A 21,866-nucleotide genomic window follows, 5' to 3' on the forward strand; every position below is an offset into this window, starting at 1 on the left:
CGGCCCGAATCGTCAGCCGAAGGTGGGCATCAACACGCCATTGATGACATGAATGTTACCGTTCGACTGTTCGACATCGGCCTGCGTGATGAAGCCGCTGCTGCCCTGCGTTCCGTCAACCTTGATGTTGCCCTGCACCTCTGTGAAGGTCAGCGTCTCGCCCTCGACAGTCGCAAGCGTCGCCTTGCCGCCGCCGGCTTTGATCTTTGCGAACAGATCCTCGGCGGTCACGCGTCCCGGGACGACATGATAGGTCAGCACCTTGGCGAGCGATTCCGTGTTGCCCGGGTTCATTAGCCAGTCGGTCATCGGCTGCGGCACCGCGGCGAAAGCCTGATCGGTGGGCGCGAAGATGGTGAAGGGCTGGCCCGCAAGCTTTTCCGATACGCCCGCGGCGGTCAGCGCGGTTGCCAGCGTCTTGTGATCGGGCTTGGCAGCGATTTCGAGCGCGATACCGGTGGGCTGCGCGGGCGCGGCAGGGGCCGCTGCTTCGGCGGGGGCAGCAGCATCGGCCGCGACTTCGGCTTCGGCCGGAGCCGGAGTTTCCTGCGCATATGCGGGCGACAGGGTGGCAAGCACGAACAGGGAAGTGGCGAAAAGCTTCGCAGACGACATCAATCATTCTCCAATTGGTTGAGAGTCAGAGTTAGGAAAACCCTGAACGCATAGTAACCAAAGGAAGTTTCATGAAAAGGCCGAAAACGGCCATTTTTTACGATTTTATCAGCGACCGACGATCAATTGCGCCATCAACTGCTGAATCTTCTGCGGGTCGCTCTTGCGCGAAATCTTGACCTCGAGCGGCGTCGCGGCGCCCGAAACCCATACTTTCATATCGGCGTCGAGGTCGAAGGTGCCGGCGGTCTCGAAAGAGAAACGCGTGACCGAGCGCCAGGGAATGCTCTGGAAATCCTTTTTCGATCCCGTCAGGCCCTGCACATCGACGAAAATGAAGCGCAGGTTCGTGAGCAAGACGGTGTCGCGAATGGTCCGGAACGCGGCGAGCACGCGCTCGCCCTCGATCAGCCATGCCTGAAATTCGGCCTGCGCGCCGGCGATGTCGATATCCCCGGCGCTGAACAGTCCCATCGCTTCAGCCCAGCAGCCGCTCGTTAACGACCTTGCCGCCCTGCGTCAGCCGCACGGCGTTGCCGATTTCCTCGTCGAGCACGGGCTTGCCCGCTTCCTTGTCCCAGAATGCCGAGAGGAAGTTGAACAGGTTGCGGCTGAACAGCGCGCTGGTATCGGCGGGCATCAGCGCGGCAATATTCCGGGCCCCGATCACGGTGACCCCGTGGATCTTCTTGGTCTCGCCCGCGACCGAACCTTCGACATTGCCGCCGCTTTCGGCCGCCATGTCGACGACCACGCTGCCGTTGCGCATCGTAGCAAGCTGCGCGTCCGAAATCAGCCGCGGTGCCGGGCGACCCGGGATCAGCGCGGTGGTGATGACGATGTCCTGCTTGGCGATATGCGACGACACGAGTTCGGCCTGCGCCGCCTTATATTCGTCCGACATTTCCGTGGCATAGCCGCCGGCGCCTTCGCCCTCGATTCCCGCGACGGTTTCGACGAAGATCGGCTTGGCGCCAAGGCTGAGAATCTGTTCCTTGGTCGCCGCGCGCACATCGGTCGCGCTGACCTGCGCGCCGAGGCGCCGCGCGGTCGCGATTGCCTGCAGCCCCGCAACGCCGACACCCATCACGAACGCCTTTGCGGCGCTCACCGTGCCGGCGGCGGTCATCATCATCGGAAAGGCGCGGCCATAGGCGTTGGCCGCGATCAGCACCGCCTTATAGCCCGCGAGATTCGCCTGGCTTGAGAGAATATCCATCGACTGCGCGCGCGTGATGCGCGGCATGAATTCCATCGCCAGCGCCTCGAGCCCGAGCTTCGCATAGTCGTCGACACGGGCGCGTTCACCGAACGGATTAAGGCCCGCAGCGAGCCATGCACCGTCGGCAAAACCCGAAAGCCCCTTGGGATCCGGCCCCTGCACGGCAAGAATGATGTTCGCGCCCTTCAGCGCATCGGCGCGGGTGCCGACCTTGGCGCCTGCGGCGCTATAATCGGCGTCGGCAATCGACGCATGGTCGCCCGCGCCCGATTCAACAGCAACTTCGGCGCCCAGACCAATGAATTTCTTCACGGTTTCGGGGGTCGCGGCGACGCGGGTCTCGCCGGCGGCGAGCTCCTTCAAGACGGCGATGCGCATGCCGGTCCGGTCAGGACGCGATGAGAAGGACGACGCCGATAACGACGATCGCGGTGATGATCGAGCCGATCTTGAACAGGCTGATGAAACCCGCGTAGGTTTCTTCGGCTGCCTTCATTTCCTGCTGTGCCATCGCTTTTCCCCTTTTACCTTCCGTTCCTGTGCGCGAGCGCACAGCGCCGCACCCCAGAATCGGTTATCGCGCCGGTCTTAGCCACGCACCCCGCCATGCTCAAGTGCGGGTTTGATCGCTGGACATCGCTACGGGAAAAGACGAATGCCCTTAATCGCCCTTTTACCCCTGTCGGATACACATGCAGCCCTCAGCAGAACAAACCCATAGCAATGTCGGTTCAGGGGGCAGATTCGAAACGATGACGAACACGCGCGACACGCGAACGGTCATGATCGTCGACAGCGAGCCTGCCCAGCAGCGCTTCCTCGCCGCCCTCGTTTCGCGGGGCGGCTGGCGTAGCGTCATCGCACCCGATACCGATACCGCGCTTGCGAAGCTCGGTACCCAGGAAGGTATGGCGCTCGACGCCGTGCTCGTCGACCAGGGTGCGCCGGGGATGGATATCGCCGAATTTGTCGCCGAGCTGCGCCGCTGGCGCCCCGCCCTGCCGCTCGTCGTGATCACGATGCGCAACGGCGTCGAGGTCGCGGTCAGCGCGATGCGCGCCGGCGCCAGCGACTTCGTCCAGAAGCCCATCGCACCCGACCGCCTTCTCGAAGCGCTCGACCGCGTCGTGTCGACCAGCGGTCCGCAGGGCGAACTCCGCCCGCTGACCGAAAAGCTGCGTGCGCCGCTGGCGTTCGAGGAAATCATCGGTTCGAGCCCCAATTTCCGCAGCGCGCTGGCGATCGCCGCCAAGGCCGCGCGCGCACGCGTGCCGGTGATGATCAACGGCAAGCCCGGCACCGGCAAGGAAGTCTTCGCCCGCGCGATCCACAGCGCCAGCCCGCGTGCGCGCGGCCAGCTCGTCATGGTCGATTGCTCAGCGGTGTCGCCAGGGCTCATCGGTTCGGGGCTCTTCGGTCACGAACGCGGCGCCTTTCCCGGCGCGTTCGATCGGCAGGTCGGGCGCCTCGTTCAGGCCGACGGCGGCAGCATCATCATCGACCATGTCGAGTGTATCCCGCTTGAAACGCAGGCCAAGCTCGTCGAATTCCTCAACAGCGGCGAAGTCCAGATGATCGGCGGATCGATCCGCCAGAGCGTCGACGTGCGCATCATCGCGACAAGCGCAAGCCCGCTCGACAAGCTGATCGAGGCCGGCCACTTCCGCGAGGATCTGTTCTACGCGCTGTCGAGCGCGCAATTCACCCTACCCTCGCTCTCTGAGCGCCGCGGCGACGTCGGCCCGCTTGCACGCCACCTGCTCGCACGCATCGGCGGGCTGCCGGGTATGGCGACGATCGGTGTCACCGACGACGCGCTTCGCCTCCTCGCCGCCTATGCCTGGCCGGGGAATGTCCGCCAGTTGCAGGATGTGCTGTTCCGCGCTGCGGTCGAGAGCAAGACCGACGTCCTGACCAGCGCCGACTTCCGCGCGATCGAAGCCGCGCTTGGCGGCGGGGCCAGCAATGACCGCGACGTCGCGATCAACGGCGAGGCGATCGGCGTTACTTTATACCTGCCCGACGGCAATCTGCGTCCGCTCGAGGAAATCGAAGCCGACGTAATCCGCCTCGCGATCGGCCATTATCGCGGCCGGATGAGTGAAGTCGCCCGGCGCCTCGGCATCGGCCGCTCGACGCTCTATCGCAAGCTGAGCGATCTCGGAATCGATACCGCGGCCTGAACTACCACAGGGGAAGCTGCGCCGCGAAAAAGGGGCGCGGCGTACACAGCGGATGGTCGACATACTCGTCACCTTCATACCCCTGCTCGAACCGTTCACGCCGATATGAAAAATGCAGACCGCCACCGCCGCGAAAGATCAACAGCGCATGCTGGTTGCGCAGGTGCGGACTTTCCGTCGCGCGCATAAGGAGCGGCGACAGGTCGAGCACCGTGCGTGCGGGCCGATAGTCCCCGTCCCCGTCACCGATCATGATGCAATAGGGCTGTCCTACGGCGCGCGCCTCCGCTGCGCGCGCAACGGCTGGCGGCCAGCTCAAAATATTGACCATTCCGACGATAATCGTGGCGCCGACAGGGATAAGGACCCAGCGACCGCGCACCGATCGCCATGCAAGCGTCAGCAGGAACAGCGAGACCGCCGCGCCGATGATCAACAATGTCCAACCACCGACCCAGCGCGCGATGGGCGATGCGAACTGCCAACCCGACCATCCGGTAAGGACGATGGCAAGCCCCGCCCTGAAGGGGCGATAGTCGATCAGATCGAGACGGAATTTCCGTGAGACGATCAGGTCGATCAGGGCGCGAAGGCCATAGGCCGCCAGCCAGAGCAGCATCGCGCCCATTACAATCATCTGGCCCCACCGTCCCCAGTCGTTGTCCATACTCATCGGGCGGCCGAGCTCCCAGGAAAGCCAACCGACCGCCAAAACGAATACGCCGAGCACCCACCCATAAATCTTTCGCGGCGCCAAAAGCAGGAAGAGCGGCAGCCCCAGAAACAGGAGCTGAAACAACGCCGCCATCTTTATGTCAGCCCGTCAGCGCCGCATCGCGCAGGCCGCGCCAGACGCGCAGCGCCTGTCGGTTTTCGGCGATGTCATGGACGCGCAGCAACTGCGCGCCCTGCGTCGCCGCCTGATAGTGGAGCGCCACGGTGCCGCCGAGCCGCTGGTCGGCGGCCGCCTCATTGTCGAGCGCGCCGATCATCCGCTTGCGGCTGGCGCCGAACAGGATCGGGCAGCCCAAGGTATGGAACAGCGCGAGCCCGTTGATCAGTGCCAGATTGTCGCCGACTCCCTTGCCGAACCCCAGCCCCGGATCGACGATGATCTTTGACCGGTCGACCCCGGCGGCAATGCACGCGGCCACGCGCTCGGCCAGCATGTCGTAAACATCGAACAGCACGTGCGCATAGGCGCCGCCCTCATGCGGATCGCTCTTGGCTGACGGCGCATGCATCAGCACGACCGGGCACCCAGCGTGCACGACCACTTCCATGGCACGATCATCGTGACGCAGCGCCGAAATATCGTTGACGATCCGCGCACCGGCGGCGAGCGCCGCCTCCATCACCGCAGCCTTGCGCGTATCGATCGACACGGCGACCCCGCCGCGCGCGAGCGCAGAGACGACGCCTTCGATACGCTTAATTTCGTCGCCTTCCCACACCACCGGGGCGCCGGGGCGCGTCGATTCACCCCCGACATCGATGATCGAGGCGCCCGCCGCGCCCATCGCAAACCCGGCCTCGGCAGCGGCGGCGACGTCGACATGCTTGCCGCCGTCCGAGAAGCTGTCGGGCGTGACGTTCAATATTCCCATGAGCTGCGGCTCATTCAGCCGGATCGTCCGCTCGCCCAGTTGCAGATTGCCGCGCGGCCGCACGACGCCGTCGCGCTGCGCCGTCGCCGATTGCGCCAGCCGGTCGGGCATCGCCGCGACCCAGGCATTCCATTCGGAAACCGGAACGATCGTCGATTCGACCGTCAGTCCGTCGCGCAGGCTGACATGCCAGGCGGCGAACCAGACCATCGTGTCGGCGATCCGCAGGCAATTGTCGTCGAGTTCGTGCGGCCGATCGACGAAGCAGGTCGGGCGGCAATAGATTTGCGCGTCCGCTGACGCGGCGCCGAGGTCGGGCTTGGTCAGCGGCTGGAACATCAGGCTTCGTTCGCCAGCAACCAATCCTGCCGTACCGCGTCGATCACGCGCAATTCCTTGCCATTGTCGACGTGCCAGAAGGTCCAGCCGTTGCAACTCGGCGCGCCTTGCAGGCTTGCACCGACCTTATGGATCGACCCCGCCGGCTGGCCGTCGCAATCGAGGCTGCCATCGACCCGCACTTTCGCCTTCCAGCGGCGCTTGGCGTCGGTCAGTACCGTTCCTGGTGCGATCATGCCGCATTCGACGAGCGTACCGAACGCGACGCGCGTCGCCGCCTTGGGCGCCATCATCGTCTTCACCGCGCTTTCATCGAGCGGCAGCGCCAGTTCGATGCGCTCCAGCGCGGCCGCGATATAATCATCCTCGCGCTCGATGCCGATGAAATGGCGGCCGAGGCGCTTTGCCACCGCGCCCGTCGTGCCGGTGCCGAAGAAGGGGTCGAGGACCACGTCGCCGGGGTTCGAACAGGCGAGCAGGATGCGATAGAGCAACGCTTCGGGCTTCTGCGTCGGATGGACTTTCGTGCCGCCCTTCTTCAGTCGCTCTTGACCGCCGCAGATCGGGATCAGCCAGTCCGAGCGCATCTGAAGCTCGTCGTTCAGTGTCTTCATCGCGCGATAATTGAACGTATAGCGTGACTTTTCGCCCATCGACGCCCAGATCAGCGTCTCATGCGCGTTGGTGAAGCGCGTGCCCTTGAAATTCGGCATCGGGTTCGCCTTGCGCCACACGATGTCGTTGAGGATCCAGTATCCATTGTCCTGCAGCGCGGTGCCGACGCGGAAAATATTGTGATAGCTGCCGATCACCCAGATGCTGCCGTTCGGCTTCAGGATGCGCTTCGCTTCCTTGAGCCAGGCGTGGGTGAAGCGATCGTAGGTCGCGAGGCTGTCGAACTTGTCCCAATCGTCGTCGACCGCATCGACCTGACTTCCGTCGGGACGCAGCAGATCGCCGCCGAGTTGGAGGTTATACGGCGGATCGGCGAAGATCATATCGACCGAAGCGGCGGGCAGGCTGCGCATCATTTCGACGCAATCGCCCTGCAAAATGCTGTCGAGCGGCAGGTCCGCGGGGTCTACCTTGGGCGTCCGCAGCTTCGCCGCCGGCGCCTTGACCCGTTCCATAACACCCATGCTTCACCCCGTTCCTTGCTCGTAAGAAGGCCCTGATGAGTCAGGCGGAGTCCGCCGTCAAGCGCAGGAGTCTAGGGATTCCGCCTCTCTAACTGGTTAACGCGAGGAGAACGAAACGAGTCTGCCACACCATATGGAGTCATCAGCGAATCGCAGACTCAACCACTGGTAGTGTGGCGGTGAGGACTCACTTCCGAAAAATTTTTTGCGGTGCGGGGTCAAAGCCCCGGATCGACCCCGGTCAATTCGATTGAACGCATCCAAAGCTCGCGTGCCAGCTTTGGATCGCGCGCGTCGCGAGTTGCGCGCGCGGGCCCCGAGCGTCCCGATATCTCACCAAGCCCCTGCGGCCCCAGATAGTCGCCGCCCTGGACGCGCGCGCCCGTTGCCGCCTGCAGCGTCGGCCAGGCACCCTGCGCTGCGCTGTTGAAAAAGGGGCCTGCAAGCGGCGTCATCGTGCGTAGCGGGAGCGGCAGGTGCCGGGTCAGTTCGGTGAGCGCCACCCCCGGGTGGCATCCGATCGCCTGCGTCGCTCGTCCTGCGGCGCTCAAACGACGGTCGAGTTCGAACATATGGAGCAGGTTCGCGAGCTTGCTCATCTGATAGCGCGCCCAATTATGATAGCTGCGCGACGCCGACAGATCGCTGTAATCCATCGCGCCGCTCTTGTGCGCGATACTGCCGGTGATGACGATCCGGTCGTCGACATGGCCGTGGACCAGCCCGGTGAAGGCGAAGGTGCCCAGGTGATTGACCCCGAATTGCAGCTCGAAACCCTGCTTCGTCAGCGTCCTCGGTGGGATCATCACCCCGGCATTGTTGATCAGCACATCGATCCGCGGACCCGAGAGCACGGCCTTCGCCGCATCGCGGACCTGGTCGAGATCGGCAAGATCGAGCGGCTGGAACGAAAGCTCAGCCTTTGGCACGTCGATCCAGATGCGGTTCATCGCGACCTCGGCCCTGTCCTCGTCGCGGCAGGCGAGGACCACATGTGCGCCGCGCGCTGCGAGGATTTTTGAGACTTCGAAACCGATCCCGGCATTGGCACCGGTGACAAGGAAAGTGCGGCCGGTCTGGACCGACACATCGTCGGCCGTAAATCCCCTGCTCATCCTTTTCCCCCCTTGGTTTCGGGTTTTCAGACCAGCTGCATTTGGGCGACCGGGGCAAAACTGGTCCGATGATGCGGCGTGGGGCCATGCTGCCGCAGCGCCGCAAGATGCTGGGCGGTACCATAACCCATGTTGGTTTCCCAGCCAAAGCCGGGGAAGTCGCGCGCCGCTGCCACCATGAAGCGGTCGCGATGTTCCTTCGCGATGATGCTCGCCGCCGAAATACAGGGGTGCAGCGCGTCGCCGCCTATGATCGCGCGCGCGGTATAGCGCCAGCGCGGCAGGCGGTTGCCGTCGACCAGCACCTCGGCGGGTTCGAACCCCAGCGCTTCGACCGCGCGCGTCATTGCGAGGAAGGTCGCCTGCAGGATGTTGATGCGGTCGATTTCCGCAACGCTCGCCTCGCCGACGCCCCAACGGCAGCGCGTCTTGATCTGCGCTTCGAGTTCGGCGCGGCGTTTTGCGGTTAGCTTCTTGCTGTCATCGAGACCATCGATGCCGCCTTCGCAGAGCAGCACCGCCGCCGCGACCACCGGGCCCGCCAGCGGCCCGCGCCCGGCTTCGTCAACGCCGACGATCATATGCGCCACGGCGGATAGCGCCGATATTCGGCGGCCTGATACAGGCACAGGCGATTGCCCGCGGGATCGGTCAGTCGCGCCTCGCGCCAGCCCCATTCCTCATCCTTCGGCATCTGGTCGAACCGGACGCCGCGCCGCGCCAGATACGCGACCCACGCGTCGAGCGCGCCGCTTTCCAGATAGGTCGTGGCACCGCCAGCCGCGCCGTCGCCGACATGGATCGACAAGGTAACGCCGTTCGCAGCCTCGAAGCGGGCATATCCATTGTCGGGACTATCGACGATCTGCTTCAACCCCATCTGCTTGTAGAAGGCGACTGATACCGCATAATCATTTGCGGGCAGCGTGACTTGGTTGAGCGCCGGGCCGGTGAACAGCCCGTCGTTACGCACATATTGCTGCCCCATCGGGCCATGCCCCTGCCCCAGCCCCGGTGCATCGTGCAGCGAAAGGCGCACGAAATCCCGCGCACGCGCGATCGCGGGCTCAAGCGGCATTCCCTGCGCCAGCCCCGTTGCGATCGCGCTCGCAAGCGTGCAGCCGGTGCCGTGGCTGTGCGGCGTGTCGATCCGTGGTGCTTCCCAGCGCGCAACCTCGCCCTCGCCCGTTTCGAGCAAACGGTCGATCACCGTCTCGCCCTCGGCATGGCCGCCCTTCACCAGCAGCGAACAGCCGTGTGCGAGCACCGCTTCCTCACCGCCAAGCGCATCGAGTTCGGGCAGGTTCGGCGTCGCGACCATCGCGCGGTTCAGCAACGCGCGAAACGCGTCGATTGTCGGCGCATCGGCGAGGACCGATCCGCTGGTGGCGACCATCACCGGATCGAATACAAGCGCAGCCTGCGCGAGGTCTGGCTGCGACAATCGTTCCGCCACCGCCGCAGCGGTTTCGGCGCTGCCGATCATGCCGATCTTGACCGCATCGACGCCGATGTCCGACGCGACGCTGTCGATCTGTTGCAAGGCCATCGCGGTCGGGACCGGATGGACGCCCTGCACCCCCAGCGTGTTCTGCGCGGTGATCGCGGTGATCGCGGTCATCGCATGGCCGCCGAGCATCGTGACCGCCTTGATGTCGGCCTGGATACCGGCGCCGCCGCCGCTGTCAGAACCTGCAATAATCAGGACGCGCGCGGTCATGGTTCATCAACATAAGGATCGTCACCCCGGACTTGATCCGGGGTCCATGATGCCAGGGCAGCGGAGGATGCCGGATCAAGCCCAGCATGACGAAAAAGGGAATTGGTCACCCCTTATGCTTTCGCTCCGTCGACGCGGGGAATTTGGCCAGCGCCGCGCCTTCGCGCAGCGGCCGGTCGAGCAGGTCGCCGCCGCAATTGGGGCAAATCTCGTCGAGCTTGTCTGCGCAGTTCGCGCAGAAGGTGCATTCGAACGAGCAGATGAAGGCCCCGTGAAGATTGGCGGGCAGATCGCGTCCGCATTTTTCGCAATCGGGTCGCATTTCAAGCATGATAAGTCTCTTTCGGTTCTAGAAAATCAAATGGCTATGCCGCCGCGGCGCGCACCGCGTCGCAGATCATGTCGACGACCTGCTCGACCTGTCCGGCATCGTCGCCCTCGGCCATCACGCGGATGAGCGGTTCGGTGCCGGACGGACGGATGACGAGACGCCCGCGCCCGTTGAGCGCCGCCTCGCCCTCGGCGATCGCCGCGATGACATGCTTGTCCTCGAGCGGCTTGCCGCTGGCAAAGCGGACATTCTTCAAAAGCTGCGGCACGGGATCGAACTGGTGGAGCAGATCGCTTGCCGGCTTGCCGCCGGCAACCAGCTCGGCAAGCACCTGCAGCGCCGCCAGCGTCCCGTCGCCGGTGGTCGCATGATCCGACAGGATCATATGCCCCGACTGTTCGCCGCCGACGTTGAAGCCGCCTTCCTTCATGCGTTCGAGCACATAGCGGTCACCGACCTTGGTGCGTTCGAGCCGCAACCCTTCGCCTTCGAGAAAGCGTTCGAGCCCGAGGTTCGACATCACCGTTGCGACGACCCCGCCGCCCTTTAAACGCCCTTGCCGTGCCCAGCTCGCTCCGATCAGTCCCATGATCTGGTCGCCGTCGACGATCGTCCCCTTTTCGTCGACGACGATCAGCCGGTCGGCATCGCCGTCGAGCGCAATGCCGATGTCGGCGCCGCTCGCAACCACAGTTTCCTGAAGCAAGGCGGGCGCGGTCGATCCGCATTTGTCATTGATGTTGGTGCCGTTGGGCTCGACCCCGATCGCGACGACGTCGGCGCCAAGCTCCCAGAACACCGTTGGCGCACTGTTGTAAGCCGCTCCGTTCGCGCAATCGAGCACGATGCGCAGCCCGTCGAGGCGGACCGATTCGGGCAGGCTCTGCTTGACCGCGTGGATATAGCGGCCGCGCGCATCGTCGATGCGCTTGGCGCGGCCGATATGCGCCACATCGGCGAGCTTTGGCTCGACGGTCAGCAGATGTTCGATCTGTGCCTCATCCTCGTCGGAGAGCTTGTAGCCGTCGGGGCCGAACAGCTTGATCCCATTGTCCTGATAGGGATTATGGCTCGCCGAAATCATCACGCCGAGGTCGGCGCGCATCGAGCGCGTCAGCATCGCGATCGCCGGGGTCGGCATTGGGCCGACCTGCACCACGTCCATGCCCACACTGGTGAAGCCGGCAACGAGCGCATTTTCGAGCATATAGCCCGACAAACGCGTGTCCTTGCCGATCACGACGCGATGCTTGTGTTCGCCGCGCAGAAAATGTGCGCCCGCCGCCATCCCGACGCGCATCGCGACCTCCGCGGTCATCGGCGCCCGGTTGGTCAGGCCGCGAATCCCGTCGGTTCCGAAAAACTTGCGCATGTTCCCTCTGCTACTTAAGCCAAGGCCGACAAAGCCTGCCCCGGCGTCCACGGGATGGCCCCCGCGGAGCATTTCCCGGCCCAAAAACCGGTTCCCGTTTGTTACGGGAGGTGCTCTAAGTCACCCTTATTTGCTTGGCAAGCAGGCCAGAAAAAACGCCGGGAGAATCCGCTTTGAAATCCGCTTGGTTCATTCTCTCGGCGCTTGTCGCTGGCATGTTGCTAGGGATCGCCGTCGAACTTGTTTCGCCCGCTGCGGGCACTGCGTCGCTTCCCTATATCGAACCGATCGGGCTGCTCTGGCTCAACGCGCTCAAGATGACGATCGTCCCGCTTGTCGTCGCGCTGCTCGTCACGGGTATCACCGCGACCGCCGATGCCGCGCGCGCAGGCAAGCTCGCCTTCCGCGCGGTGATGACCTTTCTGGGTGCGATCTTCCTGTCCGGGTTGATGACGCTGCTGCTCGCGCCCTTGCTGCTCCGCCTCTTCCCGCTGTCTCCCGGCGCCGCCGAAGCGCTGCGTCACGGACTTGGCGGCACGACCGAGGCAGGCCCATCGCCGACCTTCGGCGATTTCCTGTTGTCGCTCATTCCGACCAACCCGATCGCGGCGGCGGCAGACACGGCGATTCTGCCACTCATCGTCTTCACGACCATCTTTGCCTTCGCGATCACCAAGCTCGAGCCGCCGCAGCGCGCGACGCTGTCGGGGCTGTTCAAGGCGCTCGGCGATGCGATGCTGATCGTCATCGGCTGGATCCTCGCGCTCGCGCCTATCGGGGTTTTCGCGCTCGGCTATGCGCTTGCGGTCAAGGCGGGAGTCGCGGCGTTCGGTGGGCTTGTCCACTACGTGCTGATCCTGTCGGCGATCGGTGCCAGTTGCATTTTGCTCGGTCTGCTCCTCGCATGGCTTGTCGTCGGCATACCCCTCCCGCGCTTCGTCCGCGCGATGGTTCCGACGCTCGCGGTCGCGATCAGCACGCAAAGCTCGCTCGCAAGCCTGCCGGCGATGCTGAAGTCGTCGGAGGAACTCGGCGTCGATCCGAAAAAGGCCGACGTCGTCCTGCCGCTCGCGGTCGCGCTGTTCCGTTTCACCAGCCCCGCCATGAACCTTGCCGTTGTCGTCTATGTCGCGTGGCTGTTCGGCATCGAACTGACGCCTTGGGAAATGGCCGTCGGTCTCCTCGTCGCAATGGCGGCTGCGCTTTCCTCGGTCAGCCTGCCAGGCTCGATTAGCTTCGTGACGTCGATCGCCCCGATTGCGGTGTCGATGGGCGTTCCCGTCGCACCGCTCGGGCTGCTCGTCGCGGTCGAGACTTTCCCTGACATTTTCCGTACAATCGGCAATGTTATCGGCGACGTCGCTGCGACCAAATATGCCGCCGACGGCGTTGAAGGCGAGGCCCCTACCGTAGGAGAAACCGCATGAAATACCGCAAGCTCGGCCACGGCCTCGAAGTTTCGGCGATCGGCATCGGCTGCATGCCGATGATCAAGGGCGGCAATATCCTTTATGGCGAGGCCGCCGACCTCGACGAATCGACGCGCACGATCCACCGCGCGATCGACCTGGGCGTCACCTTTTTCGACACCGCGCAAATCTATGGCCCGTTCAGCAACGAGGAATTGCTGGGCGAGGCGATCAAGGGCAAGCGCGACGGGCTCGTCATCGCGACCAAATTCGGCTTCAAATTCGACGGCAGCCAGATCGTCGGCGTCGACGGCTCGCCCGCCAACGCCCGCGCCGCGTGCGAGGGTTCGCTCCAGCGGCTCGGCATCGACACGATCGACCTTTTCTACCAGCACCGCGTCGACCCGTCGGTTCCGATCGAGGAGACCGTCGGCGGCATGATGGAGCTGGTGAAGGAAGGCAAGGTGCGCCACATCGCGCTTTCCGAAGCCGGCGCCGACACGATCCGCCGCGCCGCCAAGGCTGCGCCGATCACCGCGCTGCAAAGCGAATATTCGATCTGGGAGCGCGATGTCGAGGACGACATCCTCGGCGCGTGCCGCGACAATGGCATCGGCTTCGTCCCCTATTCGCCGCTCGGCCGCGGCTTCCTCGCGGGCGCGGTGCGCAGCCGTGACGAGCTTCCGGAGAATGACTGGCGCCGAAACGACCCGCGTTATTCGGACGAAAACCTCCCCGCCAATCTTGCCATCGTCGATGCGATCGGCGCGGTCGCGGACAAGCATGGCGTATCAAAGGCGCAGGTAGCGCTCGCCTGGCTGCTCGCACAGGGCGACGACATCGTCCCCATTCCCGGCACCAAGCGCCGCGCGACGATGGAAGACAGCGTGGCCGCTGCCGAGGTCACGCTGACCACCGACGACCTCGCCGCAATCGATGCAGCCGCGCCCAAGGGCGGAACGAGCGGCCCGCGCTATGGCGAAATGGGGATGCGGATGGTGCGGCTTTAGGCACCCAGTCGGAGGGGCAGCTTTCGACCGGTTGCTGCCGTTGCAGGTGTGTGCCCCGGCGAAGGCCGGGGTCCAGAGCGCAACGAGCAGAGGTCGGCTCTCTGAAGCCCTGGGCCCCGGCCTTCGCCGGGGTGCGCAAATGGGAAACGACCGGTTGCCGACCAATCCTTTTTCGTCACCCCGGACTTGATCCGGGGTCCCGCTTGAGGCCGAAGTCAGTGAGCGCGTCAAAAAGCGGGATCCCGGGTCAAGCCCGGGATGACGGAAGTGGGGGGCGGGATGTCCGCTTCCCACCCCAAAACAGACATCACCTTCAAAATAGGCCTTTCCTACATTATCCGGCTATGCCAGCCTTCATCCGGCTCTTTCAATCGGTGAACAAAAAGGCGGTGGCTGCCTGGCTTGCGGGTTCGACCATGATCGGACGTGCCGCGCACATCCAGCACGCCGCGACTGGCAAATCGGGGCGCTCATAGGGCTGAACTTTACTGAACTTTGGAATATCCAGCCGGGCGATGTCCAAAGAGGGCAACGTCAGCTCACCACCCCAAAAACAGACATCAACTTCTGCCCTTTGCCTTAACCCTTAACCTCCATCCGCTCGCACAGCGCATCGACCTTTCCGGCCAACTCGTGAATCCGCATCTGATCGAGCTTCTCGTGCAGCCGCATGATCTCCAGCTCCGCGCGCAGGTTGATCTCGTAATCGAGCCCTGCCGCGATTCGATCCTTCGCCGACGCGCGGTTCTGGCTCATCATGATGATCGGCGCCTGGATCGCCGCGAGCGTCGAGAGCATCAGGTTTAGAAAAATGAAGGGATAGGGATCGAACGCCATCCCCCAGCGGGCAAGCACGTCCGAATTGAGCAGCATCCAGCCGAGCAGCACTGCGGTGAAGGCGATGATGAAACCCCATGAACCGCCCACCGCAGCGACACGATCGGACAGGCGCGCGCCGAAGCTCGCCTCGGCATCATCCAGGTCGGCAGCGTCGCGGCTGATCAGTCGCCGCTCGGCAATCGCATCGAGTACCCGAAGCTCGTCGGCGTCGAGTTCGTCGAGCGGCCGCCCAAGCAGGCGAAGCGACAGGTCTGCGGTCGTCGTTTTATCGTGCATTATATCAACCCATCCAGCGCCAGATTCCGGCCACCATATATCCAAGCGCGCCATGTGCCCATGTCGCGACAAGCCAAAGCACTATTCCACCGAACAGCGCGTGCGGCCGCGGAATCGTGTCGCCCCATGGCGCCGCCCCGCCGATCTGCCGCGCATAGGGCAGAAAGCTTGTCCGCGATGCCCAGCCGCGCCAGGCATCGCCCATCAGCCTTGCCTTCTTTGCATCCTGCCCCGCCGAACCGACGAGCGCGAGGAAGATGATGATCGCCGACAGAATGATCTGGCCAGGCGTCGGCATCACCAGCGCATGGGCAAAGGCCCACAGCGTGAAGCCCCACATCATCGGATGCCGCGTGATCGCAAACACCCCGCGCGGCGCAGCTTGCGCTGCCTTCGCGGCGCCCGGCGCCGGCATCGCGGGGTTGCCGATCAGCGACCCCATGAACAATATGCTCGCAAGCAGCACGATCAGCGAGGCCAGCATCCAGAGCGGATCGTCGACCGCCCATAAGGGCGGCTCGGCGGGCATTCCGCGCCACGCCTGCACCAGCAGGATGAAAGTCGCGATCGCGACGACCGAATAGACGATCTGGAACCCGCGCTCGCCCAGTCGGCCCGCGAGCCCGTCGCGCAAGGGATGCGACAAGGCAAGATGCGAGCCGACGAACAACACGCCGGTGACGATCAAAAGCGACATGGGCTGCATGGCCAATCCCTCCTTACCGCCGACGGCCACGCGGACGGCATGGCGACTCGCGGCGTCATGCCGGCACCATCTGCCACCAAGGTAACAGTGTCAACATAGAGGCGAGGAGCAAGGCAGGCGCTGCCGCGCCTGCCCGTCCTTATCTGTCGTAAGCCTTGGGCAACGCCCCTTCCTGCGGCGTCCGATACCGATCGCGCAGACGATCCTGCCGCGTCGTCAGCGACTGTGCCTTGCCGTCGATCCAGACCGCCGTCGGGCGGCTGCCGAGTTCGAGCGGGTCGTTGTCCCAGATCACGACGTCGCCGGCGCGGCCCGGACGCAGCGAACCGATGCTGCCTTCCATACCGACAGCCCGCGCGGGAACGCTGCTGATCGATGCGAAGGCCTGATCCCACGTCATCCCGCTCGCCCCCGGTACGCGCGCAAGGCCGACGAGATTGCCCGCATATTGCGTCGCATAGCCCATCTTGTGCGCGTCATCGTCGTCGAACACGCCGACCGACACATCGACGCCCGCAGCCTTGAGCCGGCCCGCGTTCGACTGCGTCGCGCCGAGCTGTTCGAAAGTGCCAGGCAAATCGGTGAGCGGCGAGACGAGCACCGGCACCTTTGCCGCCGCGATTTCGCGCGCGACGAGCCAGCCCTCGGTGACCCCGACGAGCACCAGCTTCAATGCCGGAAACTCCTGCCTGAGCTTGATGACGTTTACGATATCGGCAGCGCGATCGACGCGCACGAACAGCGGCGTCGTACCGTCGATCACGCGCACCAGCGCATCAGCATCGGCGCGCTGGATCATCGCGTCATTTCCCCATTCGGCGAGCGACGCGGGATTGCGGGCATAGCTGCGCGCCGCCAGCAATTGCTCGCGGAACAGCAGGAAGGTTGCCGCCCGACTGCCGCCGGCCTTCGCCGAACCATCCTCACCGAACGCGACATATTGCAGCGCACGCGGCTTCGTCACCATGTCCATATCGTCGGCCAGGTCGACGACCGCGCCTTGGCCCGCGAACAGATTGCTGCTGCCGCCCGGCGCGACGATCGCGCGGGTCACGCCCGACGCGCGGTTCACCGCGACGGGAGATCCCATCGGATTCAGCGCTGGCGCGATGTCGAGCCCCGCCGAAAAGCGCGTGCGCGGCGCCGACCGGTCGTTGGTGCCGGTGACGGCATCGACCTCGGTCAGCCCGACGCGGCTGAACGCCGCGACGATACCCGGAGTCACATAACGCCCCTGCGCGTCGACGCGCTCGACGCCAGCGGGCACGGCAACACCCGCGCCCGCGGCGACGACCTTGCCGCCGCGCACGACGACGGTGCCGCCCTCGATGGGCGCGCTGCCGTCGCCGATGACGAGCTTGGCATTGACGATCGCGACATCCTGCGCCGCGGCCGGAACGGCGATCAGTGCCGCGGCGGAAAGAAGAAGCGCGCGGATCATTTCACGTCTCCTTCGCCCGGCTGGCCCAGCTCGAAATCGCTCACCGGACGCCGTTTCGGATCTTTCGCGTCGAACATCAAAGCGCCGTCGATCCAAACTTTTTCTGGCCGCGTATAGGCGCTGAACGGATTGCCGTTCCACAGCACGACGTCGGCCATCTTGCCCGGCTTCAGGCTGCCGGTCCTGTCGGCGATACCGAGCGCCTTCGCCGGGTTATACGACAGCCAGGTCCACGCCTGTTCGTCGCTGACGTCGATCCCGATGCGGCGGCCGGAAGCGCGCGCTTTCGCGGCTTCCTGATTCAGACGCTGGATCTGGTTCGCATCGTCCGAATGGACGATCGTGCAGGCACCCGCCTTATAGACGAGGGGGATATTCTCGTTCACGCTGTCATAGGCTTCCATCTTGAAGCCCCACCAGTCGGCCCACATCGCCGAACAAATGCCTTCCTTCGCGAGAATATCTGCGATCTTGTAGCTTTCGACCGCATGGTGAAAGGTCGACACCTTGTAGCCGAATTCCTTCGACATATCGATCACCAGCGCCATCTCGTCGGCGCGATAGCAGTGATTGTGGACGAGGATTTCGCCCGACAGCACGCCCGCGAGCGTTTCCATCGCGAGGTCGCGGTCGACGGCTTTCCCTTCATCCATCTTCTTCTTATAGGCTGCGGCCTTCTGCCAGGTCGCGCGGTTCACCGCGAAATTGCCCATGCGGGTCGAGGGCATCCGCCCCTTGCCGCCATAGACGCGCTTCGGATTCTCACCACACGCCATTTTCAGGCCATAGGGCGCGCCAGGGAACTTCATCCCCTGCACCGTGCGCGACGGCACATTTTTGAGCGTGATCGAGCGGCCGCCCATCAGGTTCGCGCTGCCCGGAAGTATCTGAAGCGCCGTCACGCCGCCATTGGCGAGCGCGCGGCTGAAACCCGGGTCCTGCGGCCAGACGCTATGTTCGGACCAGACTTCGGGCGTCGTCGGCGACGTCGCCTCATTTCCATCCGAATGCGCGTCGACGCCGGGTGAAGGATAGTCGCCAAGGTGGCTGTGTATGTCGATGACGCCGGGGGTGAGGAACTTGCCCGTGCCGTCGATGACGTCGGCGTCGGTCGGCAGTTCCATGTCGGGCCCACCGATCCGGTCGACCTTACCGCTCGTCATCACGATCGAACCATTGTCGATCCGCCCGCCCTCGCCGTCAAAGATGGTGACACCCTTCACCACCGTCAGGCGGGTCGGATATCCCTTGTACGTCGACGGATAGGGATCCTTGTTGAACTTCACCGGCTTATCGGCGGGCTTGTCGCTCGCCGAAGCCACGTCTCCACCACCGCTCGCCGCGCAACCGACGAGCGCCAGCGACACTGCAGCCAGCAGGCTGCCCTTCACACCCCGGATCATTATTACGCCCCTTTGGTTTCGGGATGGATACCCGCAGCCTGCGCCTCACCGATTTCATTCTCGCCGGCCAGCCCATCGGCATCGCGCAGCGTGTCGAGATGCATCAGCTTCTTGATCAACGGCGACACGACGATGACAAGCACACCAAAGCCGATCGCCCACAGGCCGATCGTCTGGTAGACATCGAGAACCAGCGCCTTGCCCGCGCCTTCGCCGCTCGCCTTTTCAGACCCCGTCGCCGACGCAATCAGGCCGGCGGCGAAATTGCCGGTCGCCGATGCGAAGAACCAGGTTCCCATGATCAGGCTCGCCATATGCGCCGGCGCCAGCCGGTTCATCGCGCTGAGGCCGACGGGCGAAAGGCAGAGTTCGCCCATCGTGTGGAGAAGGTAGATCAGGAAGATGAAGAGGACCGGCGTCGCATTGTCCATGCCCACCGCTTCGGCACCCCATTTCAGGACGAAGAAGCCTAGCCCGAGTTGAAGCATGGCAAAGCCGAACTTAACCGGCGCCGATGGCTCCATGTTGCGGCGGCCAAGCCATGTCCACAGGCCCGCGAAGAGCGGGGCCAGGAGCACGATATAGATCGCGTTGACCGACTGGAACACCGACGCCGGCACGCCGCCACGGTCGACATAACGGTCGGTGAAAAGATTGAGCGACGAACCGGCCTGTTCGAACAGGGCCCAGAAGAGGATCGAGCCCATGATGAGGAACATCGCGGCAAAGATGCGGTCGCGGTCTTCGGCGGGCAGCTTGATCACCGCGGTACCGATGACATAGGCGATCAGGATCGCGCCGGCCACGCCAAGGAGCGTGCCGACCAGCGCCTGATTCTGCACCAGCCACCAGCAAACGCCGACGGCGACGAGGCCGACCAGATAAAGCACCCATTCGAACTTCAGCCCGAACTTCTTCTCATTCAGCAGCGCCGGATTTTCAGGCTCGCCACGGCCGAGCAGCAGCGGCTTGAACACGACGAAAACGATCAGGCCGGCAAGCATGCCGAAGCCCGCGGCGCCGAAGCCATAGGCCCAGCCATAGACTTCGCCGAGATAGCCGCAGAGCAGCGAACCGAGCGCCGCGCCAAGGTTAATCCCCATGTAGAAGATGGTGTAGGCACCGTCGCGGCGCACGTCGGTGCGCGGATAAAGCTGGCCGACGATCACCGAGATATTGGCCTTCAGGAAGCCCGAACCGACGATGATAAAGGCAAGCGCGAGCCAAAAGATATTGAGGCTCGCCGCATCCTGACCGCCAGAACCTTCGAAACCCATCAGGAAATGGCCGAATGTCAGCAATATGGCGCCGTATAGCACCGCCTTTCGCTGCCCAAGCCAGCGGTCGGCCAGATAGCCGCCGAGCACCGGGGTGATGTAGACAAGCGCGGTATAGGCACCATAGATGACACCCGATTCCCCGTCCGAAAACAGCCAGTGCTTGGTCAGGTAGAAAATCAGGAGAGCGCGCATCCCATAATAGGAAAAACGCTCCCACATTTCAGCGAAAAACAGGACAAACAGGCCCTTCGGGTGGCCGAGGAACGTCCCGGCGGCATCCCCGTGCTGGGCATAGGCTTTGGTCATGGCGACCCTTCCCTGGTTATGGTTATAGGCCCCGAAAACGAGGCAGATGGCCGTAACACTAGCGTCAAAATTGCGTATGGGAAGAATCTAATTGCGCGTGAAACCATCACGATCGGGCCGAAATTTATTGCGAATGGTTCGCAACACTTGCGCAAACCTGCATGAAAGGCCACATGCCGCACCATGTTCAACGACACCTCCTCGCTCCTCGCCCATCTCGCCACCCGCCGTTCGGGCAAGGCGCGCGACATGATCGCGCCCGGCCCCGGCGCCGCGCAGCTTCACGATATCATCGCGCTCGCGCTGCGCACCCCCGACCATGGAAAACTGGCACCCTGGCGCATCGTCACAGTCGCCGACAATCAGCGCGAGGCCTTTGCCGAGCTGCTCAAAAAGGCGTGGGTGGCCGAAAATCCCGGCGCCGCGGGCATGGACCTCTCGGCGCTCGACCAGTTCGCGCATCAGGCGCCGACCTTGCTCGTCCTGCTCTCCACGCCGATTCCGGGCAGCAAGATTCCCGTTTGGGAGCAGCAGATGTCGGCGGGCGCAGTCGGGATGAACCTGCTCCACGCCGCACACGCACACGGTTTCGTCGGCAGTTGGCTGACCGGCTGGGCCGCCTATAGTGCCGAAGTCGCTGCGGCGTTCGGCGCGAGTGAAGACGACACGATCGTCGGCTACTTCTTTCTGGGAACCCCGGCGCGCGAACTCGATGAACGCCCTCGCCCCGAATATGACGATGTTGTTCGGCCATGGGAAATTTAGTTTCGTCTATCGGACTGAATTTGTAATTAGTCGCATTTGACTGTGCTGCTGTCTTATGGCATTAAGGCGGCATGCTCGATCAGTCAAAACCCGTGTACCAGCGCCTGCGCGATGTCATCGCGAACGCCATCCTCGACGGCACTTTCCGCGACGGCGACATGCTACCGTCGGTCCGGTCGCTCGCGGCCGAGGAAGGCGCCAATCCGCTGACAGTGGCCAAGGCGTATCAGACGTTTCAGGACGAAGGGCTGGTCACGGTCAAACGTGGGGTCGGCATGTTCGTCGCCGAAGGCGCGACCGAGCGCCTGCGCGACCTGATGCGCGCCGATTTCCTCGCCAATGTCTGGCCGCCCGTCGCGCAACAGATGCGCCGCATCGGCCTCGACGCAAGAGCCTTGCTCGATCTGACCGAGGCGTAACACCGCTTTTCCGTTTAGGGGCGGTGAGCTGTCGTTGCCCTCTTTGGACATCGCCCGGCTGGATATTCCAAAGTTCAGGAAAGTTCAGCCCTGTGAGCACCCCGATTTGCAAGTCGCGGAGTGCCTGATGTGCGCGGCACGTCCGATCATGGCCGCACCCGCAATTCGGGCAGCGACCACCTTTTTATTCACCGAATGAAAGAGCCGGATGAAGGCTGGCACGGTCGGATAATGTAGGAAAGACCTTTTTTAAGGCGATGTCGGTTTTGGCACGGTGAGTTGTCGTTCGTCCCGCATCTTCGTCACCCCGGACTTGATCCGGGATCCATGACGATGGTGCGGCTATGGATCCCGGATCAAGTCCGGGA

22 protein-coding genes are annotated in these 21,866 nt (G+C 63.9%); 5 read left to right on the forward strand and 17 right to left on the reverse strand.

Going from position 1 to position 21,866, the window contains the following annotated elements:
- Positions 1–12: 12 nt before the first annotated feature.
- The 4 genes from KEC45_RS09790 to KEC45_RS09805 form a co-directional block, all read right to left on the reverse strand.
- Entirely contained in the window at positions 13–615 is a 603-nt protein-coding gene (locus KEC45_RS09790; RefSeq protein WP_252171989.1) for a fasciclin domain-containing protein, read from the reverse strand.
- Positions 616–723: 108 nt separating this feature from the next.
- The gene (locus KEC45_RS09795) at positions 724–1,089 is read right to left on the reverse strand and encodes a PH domain-containing protein (protein ID WP_037510620.1); all 366 of its coding nucleotides are present in this window, start codon (positions 1,087–1,089) and stop codon (positions 724–726) included.
- A 4-nt stretch (positions 1,090–1,093) separates the two neighbouring features.
- Complete coding sequence (locus tag KEC45_RS09800) at positions 1,094–2,215, reverse strand: NAD(P) transhydrogenase subunit alpha (protein WP_062179983.1); 1,122 nt, start codon at positions 2,213–2,215, stop codon at positions 1,094–1,096.
- Positions 2,216–2,225: 10 nt separating this feature from the next.
- Entirely contained in the window at positions 2,226–2,348 is a 123-nt protein-coding gene (locus tag KEC45_RS09805; protein ID WP_062179980.1) for an aa3-type cytochrome c oxidase subunit IV, read from the reverse strand.
- A gap of 241 nt (positions 2,349–2,589) precedes the next feature.
- Here KEC45_RS09805 and KEC45_RS09810 point away from each other — a divergent pair, with 241 nt between their 5' ends.
- Positions 2,590–4,020: a sigma-54 dependent transcriptional regulator gene (locus KEC45_RS09810; protein ID WP_062179977.1), complete on the forward strand. Its 1,431-nt coding sequence runs from the start codon at positions 2,590–2,592 to the stop codon at positions 4,018–4,020.
- Position 4,021: 1 nt separating this feature from the next.
- Here the strand turns inward: KEC45_RS09810 and KEC45_RS09815 are convergent, their stop codons facing one another.
- From KEC45_RS09815 to glmM, 8 genes are all read right to left on the reverse strand, one after another.
- On the reverse strand, positions 4,022–4,819 hold the full coding sequence (locus tag KEC45_RS09815) for a hypothetical protein (RefSeq protein WP_152682338.1): 798 nt from the start codon (positions 4,817–4,819) through the stop codon (positions 4,022–4,024).
- Positions 4,820–4,835: 16 nt separating this feature from the next.
- Positions 4,836–5,966 carry a dihydropteroate synthase gene (folP, locus tag KEC45_RS09820; RefSeq protein WP_062179971.1) on the reverse strand — a complete coding sequence of 377 codons (1,131 nt, stop codon included), beginning with the start codon at positions 5,964–5,966 and terminating at the stop codon, positions 4,836–4,838.
- Positions 5,966–7,105, reverse strand: a complete 1,140-nt coding sequence (locus KEC45_RS09825) for a site-specific DNA-methyltransferase (protein WP_062179967.1) — start codon at positions 7,103–7,105, stop codon at positions 5,966–5,968. Before KEC45_RS09825 ends, folP begins: the two co-directional genes overlap by 1 nt.
- A 218-nt stretch (positions 7,106–7,323) precedes the next feature.
- Positions 7,324–8,220, reverse strand: a complete 897-nt coding sequence (locus KEC45_RS09830; protein WP_062179964.1) for an oxidoreductase — start codon at positions 8,218–8,220, stop codon at positions 7,324–7,326.
- A gap of 26 nt (positions 8,221–8,246) precedes the next feature.
- On the reverse strand, positions 8,247–8,801 hold the full coding sequence (locus KEC45_RS09835) for a ribonuclease HII (protein ID WP_062179961.1): 555 nt from the start codon (positions 8,799–8,801) through the stop codon (positions 8,247–8,249).
- The gene (gene thiD / locus KEC45_RS09840) at positions 8,798–9,940 is read right to left on the reverse strand and encodes a bifunctional hydroxymethylpyrimidine kinase/phosphomethylpyrimidine kinase (protein WP_062179958.1); all 1,143 of its coding nucleotides are present in this window, start codon (positions 9,938–9,940) and stop codon (positions 8,798–8,800) included. The genes KEC45_RS09835 and thiD overlap by 4 nt, the downstream gene beginning before the upstream one ends.
- A 106-nt stretch (positions 9,941–10,046) precedes the next feature.
- Complete coding sequence (locus KEC45_RS09845) at positions 10,047–10,271, reverse strand: DUF1272 domain-containing protein (protein ID WP_037510600.1); 225 nt, start codon at positions 10,269–10,271, stop codon at positions 10,047–10,049.
- Positions 10,272–10,305: 34 nt separating this feature from the next.
- Positions 10,306–11,643, reverse strand: coding sequence for a phosphoglucosamine mutase (glmM, locus tag KEC45_RS09850; protein ID WP_062179955.1), 1,338 nt, complete (start codon positions 11,641–11,643; stop codon positions 10,306–10,308).
- 173 nt (positions 11,644–11,816) lie between these two features.
- Between glmM and KEC45_RS09855 the strand changes: the two genes are divergently transcribed.
- Together KEC45_RS09855 and KEC45_RS09860 are read left to right on the forward strand one after the other, a co-directional pair.
- Positions 11,817–13,070 (forward strand): dicarboxylate/amino acid:cation symporter, encoded by a 1,254-nt coding sequence (locus KEC45_RS09855; RefSeq protein WP_083435755.1) that lies wholly within the window; start codon positions 11,817–11,819, stop codon positions 13,068–13,070.
- The gene (locus tag KEC45_RS09860; RefSeq protein ID WP_062179953.1) at positions 13,067–14,062 is read left to right on the forward strand and encodes an aldo/keto reductase; all 996 of its coding nucleotides are present in this window, start codon (positions 13,067–13,069) and stop codon (positions 14,060–14,062) included. The genes KEC45_RS09855 and KEC45_RS09860 overlap by 4 nt, the downstream gene beginning before the upstream one ends.
- 579 nt (positions 14,063–14,641) lie before the next feature.
- Here the strand turns inward: KEC45_RS09860 and KEC45_RS09865 are convergent.
- From KEC45_RS09865 to KEC45_RS09885, 5 genes are all read right to left on the reverse strand, one after another.
- Positions 14,642–15,178, reverse strand: coding sequence for a DUF1003 domain-containing protein (locus KEC45_RS09865; protein ID WP_062179950.1), 537 nt, complete (start codon positions 15,176–15,178; stop codon positions 14,642–14,644).
- 4 nt (positions 15,179–15,182) lie between these two features.
- The gene (locus tag KEC45_RS09870; protein WP_062179947.1) at positions 15,183–15,884 is read right to left on the reverse strand and encodes an NnrU family protein; all 702 of its coding nucleotides are present in this window, start codon (positions 15,882–15,884) and stop codon (positions 15,183–15,185) included.
- A 139-nt stretch (positions 15,885–16,023) separates the two neighbouring features.
- Entirely contained in the window at positions 16,024–17,325 is a 1,302-nt protein-coding gene (locus KEC45_RS09875; protein WP_193749134.1) for an amidohydrolase family protein, read from the reverse strand.
- Complete coding sequence (locus KEC45_RS09880; protein ID WP_083435754.1) at positions 17,322–18,728, reverse strand: amidohydrolase; 1,407 nt, start codon at positions 18,726–18,728, stop codon at positions 17,322–17,324. Before KEC45_RS09880 ends, KEC45_RS09875 begins: the two co-directional genes overlap by 4 nt.
- 2 nt (positions 18,729–18,730) lie before the next feature.
- Entirely contained in the window at positions 18,731–20,314 is a 1,584-nt protein-coding gene (locus KEC45_RS09885; protein WP_062179944.1) for a peptide MFS transporter, read from the reverse strand.
- A gap of 183 nt (positions 20,315–20,497) precedes the next feature.
- Between KEC45_RS09885 and KEC45_RS09890 the strand changes: the two genes are divergently transcribed.
- Together KEC45_RS09890 and KEC45_RS09895 are read left to right on the forward strand one after the other, a co-directional pair.
- A complete protein-coding gene (locus tag KEC45_RS09890) occupies positions 20,498–21,079 on the forward strand; it encodes a nitroreductase (RefSeq protein ID WP_062179940.1) in 582 nt (193 codons plus the stop codon).
- Between the two features lie 71 nt (positions 21,080–21,150).
- A complete protein-coding gene (locus KEC45_RS09895; RefSeq protein WP_062179937.1) occupies positions 21,151–21,498 on the forward strand; it encodes a GntR family transcriptional regulator in 348 nt (115 codons plus the stop codon).
- Positions 21,499–21,866: the final 368 nt, after the last annotated feature.

Source organism: Sphingopyxis sp. USTB-05, from assembly GCF_023822045.1.
Taxonomy (GTDB): Bacteria; Pseudomonadota; Alphaproteobacteria; order Sphingomonadales; family Sphingomonadaceae; genus Sphingopyxis.

Excerpts from the sequence above, each read along its gene's own strand:
- KEC45_RS09810 (WP_062179977.1), top strand. The coding sequence starts at position 2,590 with ATGACGAACACGCGCGACACGCGAACGGTCATGATCGTCGACAGCGAG.
- KEC45_RS09885 (WP_062179944.1), bottom strand. The coding sequence starts at position 20,314 with ATGACCAAAGCCTATGCCCAGCACGGGGATGCCGCCGGGACGTTCCTC.
- KEC45_RS09800 (WP_062179983.1), bottom strand. The coding sequence starts at position 2,215 with ATGCGCATCGCCGTCTTGAAGGAGCTCGCCGCCGGCGAGACCCGCGTC.
- KEC45_RS09835 (WP_062179961.1), bottom strand. The coding sequence starts at position 8,801 with ATGATCGTCGGCGTTGACGAAGCCGGGCGCGGGCCGCTGGCGGGCCCG.
- KEC45_RS09795 (WP_037510620.1), bottom strand. The coding sequence starts at position 1,089 with ATGGGACTGTTCAGCGCCGGGGATATCGACATCGCCGGCGCGCAGGCC.
- KEC45_RS09890 (WP_062179940.1), top strand. The coding sequence starts at position 20,498 with ATGTTCAACGACACCTCCTCGCTCCTCGCCCATCTCGCCACCCGCCGT.
- folP (WP_062179971.1), bottom strand. The coding sequence starts at position 5,966 with ATGTTCCAGCCGCTGACCAAGCCCGACCTCGGCGCCGCGTCAGCGGAC.
- KEC45_RS09860 (WP_062179953.1), top strand. The coding sequence starts at position 13,067 with ATGAAATACCGCAAGCTCGGCCACGGCCTCGAAGTTTCGGCGATCGGC.
- glmM (WP_062179955.1), bottom strand. The coding sequence starts at position 11,643 with ATGCGCAAGTTTTTCGGAACCGACGGGATTCGCGGCCTGACCAACCGG.
- KEC45_RS09845 (WP_037510600.1), bottom strand. The coding sequence starts at position 10,271 with ATGCTTGAAATGCGACCCGATTGCGAAAAATGCGGACGCGATCTGCCC.
- KEC45_RS09870 (WP_062179947.1), bottom strand. The coding sequence starts at position 15,884 with ATGCAGCCCATGTCGCTTTTGATCGTCACCGGCGTGTTGTTCGTCGGC.
- KEC45_RS09805 (WP_062179980.1), bottom strand. The coding sequence starts at position 2,348 with ATGGCACAGCAGGAAATGAAGGCAGCCGAAGAAACCTACGCGGGTTTC.
- KEC45_RS09865 (WP_062179950.1), bottom strand. The coding sequence starts at position 15,178 with ATGCACGATAAAACGACGACCGCAGACCTGTCGCTTCGCCTGCTTGGG.
- KEC45_RS09880 (WP_083435754.1), bottom strand. The coding sequence starts at position 18,728 with ATGATCCGGGGTGTGAAGGGCAGCCTGCTGGCTGCAGTGTCGCTGGCG.
- KEC45_RS09825 (WP_062179967.1), bottom strand. The coding sequence starts at position 7,105 with ATGGGTGTTATGGAACGGGTCAAGGCGCCGGCGGCGAAGCTGCGGACG.
- thiD (WP_062179958.1), bottom strand. The coding sequence starts at position 9,940 with ATGACCGCGCGCGTCCTGATTATTGCAGGTTCTGACAGCGGCGGCGGC.
- KEC45_RS09790 (WP_252171989.1), bottom strand. The coding sequence starts at position 615 with ATGTCGTCTGCGAAGCTTTTCGCCACTTCCCTGTTCGTGCTTGCCACC.
- KEC45_RS09875 (WP_193749134.1), bottom strand. The coding sequence starts at position 17,325 with ATGATCCGCGCGCTTCTTCTTTCCGCCGCGGCACTGATCGCCGTTCCG.
- KEC45_RS09830 (WP_062179964.1), bottom strand. The coding sequence starts at position 8,220 with ATGAGCAGGGGATTTACGGCCGACGATGTGTCGGTCCAGACCGGCCGC.
- KEC45_RS09895 (WP_062179937.1), top strand. The coding sequence starts at position 21,151 with ATGCTCGATCAGTCAAAACCCGTGTACCAGCGCCTGCGCGATGTCATC.